General features: G+C 42.6%; 8 protein-coding genes. 2 read left to right on the plus strand and 6 right to left on the minus strand.

The features are described from left to right. The 4 genes from dnaK to DDR33_RS16800 form a co-directional block, all read right to left on the minus strand. On the minus strand, nt 1–1,520 hold a 1,520-nt coding region (gene dnaK, locus DDR33_RS16785), incomplete at its 3' end, for a molecular chaperone DnaK (protein WP_238387838.1). A gap of 202 nt (nt 1,521–1,722) precedes the next feature. Further along, entirely contained in the window at nt 1,723–2,760 is a 1,038-nt protein-coding gene (locus DDR33_RS16790) for an FKBP-type peptidyl-prolyl cis-trans isomerase (RefSeq protein WP_109416967.1), read from the minus strand. Between the two features lie 65 nt (nt 2,761–2,825). After that, nucleotides 2,826–3,791: an FKBP-type peptidyl-prolyl cis-trans isomerase gene (locus DDR33_RS16795; RefSeq protein WP_109416968.1), complete on the minus strand. Its 966-nt coding sequence runs from the start codon at nt 3,789–3,791 to the stop codon at nt 2,826–2,828. 9 nt (nt 3,792–3,800) lie between these two features. Then, the gene (locus DDR33_RS16800; RefSeq protein ID WP_109416969.1) at nt 3,801–4,811 is read right to left on the minus strand and encodes a DHH family phosphoesterase; all 1,011 of its coding nucleotides are present in this window, start codon (nt 4,809–4,811) and stop codon (nt 3,801–3,803) included. Nucleotides 4,812–5,003: 192 nt separating this feature from the next. On the opposite strand from DDR33_RS16800, the gene DDR33_RS16805 reads away from it, so the two are divergent. Further along, on the plus strand, nt 5,004–5,435 hold the full coding sequence (locus DDR33_RS16805; protein WP_109416970.1) for a nucleoside-diphosphate kinase: 432 nt from the start codon (nt 5,004–5,006) through the stop codon (nt 5,433–5,435). Nucleotides 5,436–5,537: 102 nt separating this feature from the next. Here DDR33_RS16805 and DDR33_RS16810 read toward each other — a convergent pair whose 3' ends face one another. Together DDR33_RS16810 and recF are read right to left on the minus strand one after the other, a co-directional pair. Continuing rightward, nucleotides 5,538–5,828 (minus strand): DUF721 domain-containing protein, encoded by a 291-nt coding sequence (locus tag DDR33_RS16810; protein ID WP_109416971.1) that lies wholly within the window; start codon nt 5,826–5,828, stop codon nt 5,538–5,540. Next, on the minus strand, nt 5,809–6,924 hold the full coding sequence (recF, locus tag DDR33_RS16815) for a DNA replication/repair protein RecF (protein ID WP_109416972.1): 1,116 nt from the start codon (nt 6,922–6,924) through the stop codon (nt 5,809–5,811). The genes DDR33_RS16810 and recF overlap by 20 nt, the downstream gene beginning before the upstream one ends. A gap of 351 nt (nt 6,925–7,275) precedes the next feature. Here recF and DDR33_RS16820 point away from each other — a divergent pair. Beyond that, the coding region (locus DDR33_RS16820) for a tetratricopeptide repeat protein (protein ID WP_109417054.1) at nt 7,276–7,949 on the plus strand (674 nt) is incomplete at its 3' end.

Here is a 7,949-nt window from a genome sequence, read left to right on the forward strand (position 1 = left end):
TGAATCTCGTCATCAGTAAGACCGGAAGAAGCTTCTATACGGATCTTTTGTTCTTTACCAGTTGCCTTATCTTTAGCAGATACGTGTAATATACCGTTGGCGTCAATATCGAAAGTTACTTCGATCTGAGGCACTCCACGGGGTGCAGGTGGAATTCCGTCTAAATGGAACCGGCCAATTGTACGGTTCTGATTTGCCATCGGGCGTTCTCCCTGCAGAATATGAATTTCCACTGATGGCTGATTATCCGATGCAGTAGAGAATACTTCTGATTTTTTGCTTGGGATGGTGGTATTAGATTCGATCAGTTTAGTCATCACACCACCCATGGTTTCGATACCAAGAGAAAGTGGGGTAACGTCCAGAAGTAATACATCTTTTACTTCTCCGGTTAATACTCCGCCCTGAATAGCAGCTCCGATCGCAACAACTTCATCAGGATTTACACCTTTTGAAGGTTCTTTTCCAAAAAAGCTCTTTACAGCATCCTGGATAGCGGGGATACGTGTACTACCACCAACGAGGATAATTTCGTCAATATCACTCGGTGAAAGACCTGCATTCTTTAAAGCTGAACGGCAAGGCTCTATTGTACGCTTAATTAAGCTATCTGCCAGTTGTTCAAATTTAGCACGGCTTAAAGTACGCACAAGGTGCTTGGGCCCGCTCTGGTCAGCAGTGATATATGGAAGGTTCACTTCCGTCTGCGTAGAACTTGACAATTCAATTTTAGCCTTTTCAGCAGCTTCTTTCAAACGTTGCATTGCCATAGGATCCTTTGTTAGGTCCATGCCATTCTCGTTCTTAAACTCGTCTGCCAGCCAGTCAATGATCACGTGGTCGAAGTCATCACCACCAAGGTGAGTATCACCGTCTGTTGACTTTACTTCGAATACGCCGTCTCCAAGTTCAAGCACGGATACGTCATGTGTACCACCACCGCAGTCAAACACCACGATTTTCATATCCTTATGTGCCTTATCAAGACCATAAGCAAGAGCAGCTGCTGTAGGCTCATTGATAATACGCTTTACATTAAGACCTGCGATTTCACCGGCCTCTTTTGTTGCCTGACGCTGAGCATCATTAAAATAGGCTGGCACGGTAATAACAGCTTCTGTTACTTCCTGCCCGAGAAAGTCTTCAGCGGTCTTCTTCATTTTCTGAAGAACCATTGCCGAGATTTCCTGAGGAGTGTATTTACGTCCGTCTATTTCAACACGGGGAGTATTGTTGTCTCCCTTTACTACTGCGTAAGGTACTCTTGAAATTTCTTTGCCTACCTCGTTATAGCTGCTTCCCATGAAGCGCTTGATCGAGTAAATAGTTTTGTTAGGGTTAGTGATCGCCTGGCGTTTTGCAGGATCACCCACTTTACGCTCACCATTCTCAACGAATGCTACGATAGAAGGTGTCGTGCGCTTTCCCTCACTGTTTGCAATTACTACGGGCTCGTTCCCTTCCATCACTGCAACACAGGAGTTTGTTGTTCCTAAGTCGATACCAATAATCTTTGACATGATATATATTCCTTTAGCTTGTTCTGTGTAATTAATTTACAGCTTACTCATCAATGCTTATGCCAATCTTTGTTTTGTGCATACTGACAGGAATATGACACACATGCAGTCAGGATCTGCCTGCTGCGCAATGACAGGATGACAGGAAACAAAAAGAGCCGGATGGGTGTACATCCGGCTCAGCTTTTATCTTTTAAAATTCTTACTTCTTCACACTCTTCTTTACAGGAGTACCGGTGGCCGGCTTTTTAACAGGCGCCTTAGAAGATGTTTTTGCAGGAAGTTTTGATTTAGAACCTGGAGTTACAGGCTTCCGTGTAACAGCAGGCGCTGTTTTTTTTGCAGCTTTAACTTTAACAAGCTCCACATCGAACAGCAACGGACTGAATGGCTTAATATCCTGTCCGGCGCCTCTCTGGCCGTAAGCCAGTTCAGACGGTATAATGAACGTTGCTTTCGAACCCTGATTAAGGAGAAGAAGACCTTCCTCCCATCCCTTAATCACCTGCCCCTGCCCAACTACAACACTGATTGGTTCGTAGTCACGCCCCGGCTGGTCCAGACCGGCTTCTTTGGCATTTGCTTCTATACTGGAATCAAAAACTTTTCCGTCCAGGGTCTTTCCCGTATAATTTACCAGTACCGTATCTCCGGCAACGGGCTTAGCCAGAACAGAAGGCTTAGTAATAATATACTTTAACCCAGAAGCTGTAGTGGTAAAATTAAGTTTCCTGTCGGCTATGTACTTACTAACTGCATTCAGCTCACTGGTCTTTAACGAGTCGGCCATCCGTTGCTGTTCGGCGATGATTTCGTTCATAGACTGCACTTTTTCCACCTTTATAACAAACTGCAGAGTGCTCCCTTTTGGAAGGAACGGCGGTCTCTCCATTGTGGAGTCAATAAATAGCGAATCGGCAGGAACCTTTACCAATGCACTGTCTTTTACTGCCAAAAGCGGAAAGAAGTACATCAGATCCGAAATATTCCGGCTTTGCTGCACGGGAATAGTGACAGGCCTTGCGGCAGAAAAGGAACTGAACAATACCGAATCTTTATCCGTCTTCTGGATAAAATGAAAGGTAATCACATCGTTCTGCTTGATCTTAACTCCTGTGTTCGGAGTGAATATCTTATACTGAACACCATTGGCGAGGCGCTCAAAACCTCCGTTATTCTGACCGAACGCATGTACTGAAGCGATCAGCAGAGATAAAGCAATTAGTAGTCTGAAATTCATAGTCTTAAAAATTAATCATCCGGCGTAAAATGCCGGATGATATGAAAAGCTTATGTCACGGCTGCTTAATGAGCAGGCGCGGCTGGAGCAGGCTGAGCAGCTACAGGAGGCTGAGAACCTGCCTTTGGTTTAATTACGTCAAGCACCTCAATTTCGAAAATTAAAGGTGTGAAAGGAGCAATACTAGGATTTCCCTGTTCTCCGTATGCAAGATTAGACGGAAGGATTAAAGTCACCTTTGATCCCTTAGGGAACATCAGTAAAGCCTCGTCAAAACCAGGTACTGTTGCATGAGCTCCGGCCACAACCTTCATCGGCTGATACGGAGCCATTGGATTAAATACATTTTCTTTCTTTGCAATTTCCGCAACACTGGTTTGGAAAATCTTTCCAGTCAGGAAACGACCAGTATAGTTTACCTGTACTGTATCACCTGCTACCGCCTTCGGACCATTTCCCTGTTTATCTACTATATAATTCAAACCAGAAGGGGTTTTTGTCGGCTTAAGATCCTTCGAGGAGATATAACCGCTGATCTTGCCTCCTTCAGAATTCTTGGCTTTCTGAGTTTCTGCTTTGAAGAACTGTTCGATCTTACCGTTAAAATCAGCATCGCTAAGCTTACCTTTAGGGATAATCTTGTCTACCTTAAAGGTAAATACCAGGTATTTACCCTTTGTGTTAGCAGGCTTCTGCATATTCATTTTCTGCTGCAATGAATCGGCATTGATCTTAAAGGTAGCACTGTCACCTTCGCTCAACATAGCCAAGCCTGAAAAAATATCTCCCTTGAAAGCTGATTTCTGTTGTGCAACAAACATCGGCCTGTCATAATCGTGTGTATTTTGGATTACTGAATCTTCCTCAGTCTTCAGGATCATTTGTAACGCGAGAAAATCTCCTTCTTTGATGGTAGGCCCTTCTTTATCCTCATGGATAATGTACTGCATATCACCCTCTCCCTTTTTGAACTGCTTACAGCTTGATAATGCAAGTACTGCAAACCCTAAAACAATTAAGTGTTTCTTCATTTTATTTGGTTATTGTATTAAAAGACTTTTATATTCTGGCAGAATTTGTTTGAAACGTTTTACTGTATTCTGTAAAGAATCCGGTGATTGCCCGCCCGCAGCATTCCTATGGCCTCCTCCGTTAAAATACTTCTTACAGATCTCATTAGCCGGAAAATCCCCTGTCGACCTCAGTGAAAGCTTTACAAGATCTTCTCTCTCAATAATAAGCGCAGCAAGACGTATTCCGTTAATAGTTAAGGCATAATTCACCAATCCTTCAGTATCACCTGTAGATATGGAAAACCGGCGCAGTTCTTCTCTGGAAACTGATATCATCGCCGTATTGTATTCGGAAAAAACCTCCAGCTTGTTCAGCAGGCAATATCCAAGAAACCTCAGACGATTTTCCGAAAAGTTATCATATACTAATTGATGGATACGCCAGTTCTCTGCTCCCTTACTGATAAGGTCCGCTACAATATGATGCACGTGGGCGGTTGTAGTTGGGAAGCGGAAGGAGCCTGAATCTGTCATAATTCCCGTATAAAGACAGGATGCAACATCTTTATTTATCAGGTTCGGCTCGTTCATTACATTTGTAATAAACTCATATACCAGTTGTGCGGTTGCACAGGCATTGATACTCCAATAGCGGTAATCATCAAAATCTTCGGGATCAAGATGATGATCGATAAGCACCTTCTTAGCACTGGCTTCACGCACCAGTTCTCCCAGTTCATTTATCCTTGAAAGCGCATTAAAATCGAGACAGAAGATCAGATCTGCCTGCGAAACATACGTTTTCGATTCCTCCTTTTTCTCTGTGTACACAATGACTTCCGGGTTATTGGGCAGCCAGTGCAGAAAAACAGGATAATCTGTAGGTGTAATAACTTTTACATGATGTCCCTTCTGGACCAGATAGTTGTAAAGACCCAGTGACGAGCCCATAGCGTCACCATCAGGCTTGTGATGCGTTGTTATCACAATTTGCCTTGGGTTCGCCAGTATTTCTTTCAGTGAGATTAACTCCTGCATCGTTCCTTCAAAAAGAATTGCAAAGCTATTAAAAACCTTGGGGTTACAAAATGAAAAAAACAATAAAGAACCTGCGGTGTTTTATTGCGGGAACGATGATATAAGAGGCTTAAAAAGACATACTTTTCCAAAAAAGTCCGCCATTTGTCTGCTTGATATTAAAAACGTAATTTTGCCCGCAATTATTTTGACATGAATACTATCACTACATTTACAATGATTAAGCCTGATGCTGTCAGAGCCGGGCATATCGGGGCTATTTTAGATGACATTATCAAAGCTGGTTTCAAGTTAGTTGCTATAAAATATATGCAACTAAATCAGGATACTGCTGGTATTTTCTATCAGGTACACAAGGAAAGACCCTTTTTCAAAGACCTTGTGACATTTATGAGCTCAGGACCTATTGTAGCTGCTGTTCTTGAAAAAGAAAATGCAGTTGAGGATTTCCGTAAGCTTATAGGCGCTACCGACCCTTCAAAGGCTGAGCCGGGTACTATCCGCGCGAAGTATGCTTCCTCTATCCAGGAGAATGCAGTTCACGGTTCTGATTCTAACGAAAATGCAGACATCGAAGCGAGCTTCTTTTTCTCAGGTTTAGAACGTCATCCGGATTTTCTGTAAGAAAAATCTGTAATCACCAAAGAAAGGTATGCCGAAGGCATTGCCTGAAGACATTAACCGGAGTTAGTCCAAACAGGCAAACTCCGGTTTTTTATTTCAATTTTATAGAAACACGATTTCATCCAGCACTTTTGATCCGGCTTTCTCATTCATTTTATCCAGGATCTGGGTACGGATCATGACCAGCTCGTTCTTCAATACGGACGACTCCAGCCTTATAAACAGTTTTCTCTCACGTATATAAAGCTGACGGGTCCTGTTTGCCACTGCATTACCCATAATTTCAGGCCAGGCAGCAATAAGGGCAGTCTCATCAAACCGCCGTTTGAGCTTGTATACACGAAGCATCTGTTCGATGGCCTCCTTTAGCGATTTATCGTTCGTCCGCCTCATATTTTATAGTTCCCTTATCCACTTCAAAGATAGTGAGTCCGCAGTCGATTGACGCAAAAATTTCACTTATCCTTTCCCTGTTGGTGTCGGTAATGAAGATTTGTCCGAAATCATCGTGCGACACCATTTCCATCAGTTTCCTGATCCTTTTCTCGTCGAGCTTATCGAAAATATCATCCAGAAGCAACAAGGGTTTATATCCCTTTTTCTCCTGTAAAAAACTGTATTGTGCCAGCTTCAAAGCAATCAGAAATGATTTTTGCTGCCCCTGGGATCCAAACTTTTTCATGGGCATGCCATTTACAGAGAACAGAAGATCATCCTTATGTATGCCGGCACTGGTCCTTTCCAATATCCTGTCGCGCTCAGCGGTCTTCTTTAACAGGGCAGCAAACTCTTCCTTCAGCAAAGGTGATTCATAGATCAGATCAGCCTCTTCCGCTCCCCCTGTGAGATAACTATAATGCTTATGAAAAACGGGAATGAACTCTTCCATAAACTGCCTCCTTTTATCAAAGATCCGGTTTCCGGAGGCCACTAACTGCTCATTCAGTATTTCCAGGAGCGCGGGATCATACTTTCCCGTTTCGGCAATGGTCTTCAGTAAGGCATTCCGGTTCAGAAGATTCTTATTATAAAGGATCAGCTCATCCAGGTAATAACTATCGTTTTGCGAAATAACATTATCAATAAAACGCCGCCGCTCCTCACTCCCTTCTATAATAATACTGACATCATAAGGAGAGATCATCACAAGAGGAAAAAGACCGATATGATCTGCAAGACGCTGGTACTCTTTCTTATTTCGCCTGAACTGTTTCTTTTGATTCCGTTTAAGCGAACAGGAAACAACGTCTTCCTTCCCATCTTTATCAAAAGAGCCCTGTACCATAAAAAAGTCGGCGCCTCCCTTTATCTGCTGTGAGTCTATTGGATTAAAGTAACTTTTGCATAAAGACAAATAATGAACAGCATCGAGAAGATTCGTTTTACCAGCGCCGTTGTCCCCGGTAAACGCATTCACCTGAGGAGAAAGCTCCAACCCGGCTTCCTGATAGTTCTTAAAATTTATGAGTGCAAGTTTCTTAAGCCACATACGACGGCACAAAGGTAGCTGATTAAAGATAGCTTTTTAAATATTGAGAGGCGCAGATTTCACACCCTGGTAATTACCCCCGAAATGCTGTTAAAAACATACCGATACAGAAATTAAAATTTAATAGTAACTTTACCTTATATGAACATGAATTCGGGAATGTTTGGCGGATCTTCCTGATACCATTATAAAACTAATCGCTGGACAGGTTTAACAGACAAAAGCATATGAGCATAACGACGGAAGGAAACAGTTCTGCATTATTTTTTGTTGTTTGTTCTGAAGCAGCTTTATTTCCCCTTGACAGTCTCTTGTAAAAACGTATTTTTGCACACTTCAATAATAACGCAAATGGCGAATAATCAAAAAGATACTATTTCACACTCTGGTAAGCCGGCCAATACCGGTAGTTTTGTGCTGGAAAACAAGAAAAGTCTGGCATTTATTGGTGGGGCTATAGTAGCACTTATACTGCTTTACATTGGCTACCAAAAATTTTATTTAGCGCCCAGAGCTGAAAAAGCAGCAAACGAGATGTTTAAGGCTGAAGAATATGCTGCGGTTGATTCGTTGTCAGACAGAGCAATAAACGGCGACGGTTCTTACCCCGGCTTCGAGAAAATAGCAGAAGAATACTCAAGTACCAAATCAGCAAATATCGCTAATGCCTACTTGGGAGGCCTCTATCTGAAGAAAGGCCAGTACCAAAAGGCTATCGATGCGCTTGGAAATTATAGCAGTACCGGCAGCCCGGTAGTGGATCCCCTTGTTCTCGGAATGCTGGGAGATGCGTACAGCGAATTAAAAGATTACGATCAGGCGGTTACCTATTACAAAAAGGCTTCTGATAAATCAGACAATCCTTTTACTGCGCCATTGTTCCTGAAAAAACTGGGCCTGGTCTACGAAGAGCAAAAGGATTTTAAATCTGCAGCAGACGCTTATAATAAAATCAAAGAAAACTACCCTAACAGCTACGAAGCATCAGTTATTGATACTTATTTAGCAAGAGCGGAAGCAAAACA

Source organism: Pararcticibacter amylolyticus (genome assembly GCF_003130405.1).
Taxonomy (GTDB): domain Bacteria; phylum Bacteroidota; class Bacteroidia; order Sphingobacteriales; family Sphingobacteriaceae; genus Arcticibacter; species Arcticibacter amylolyticus.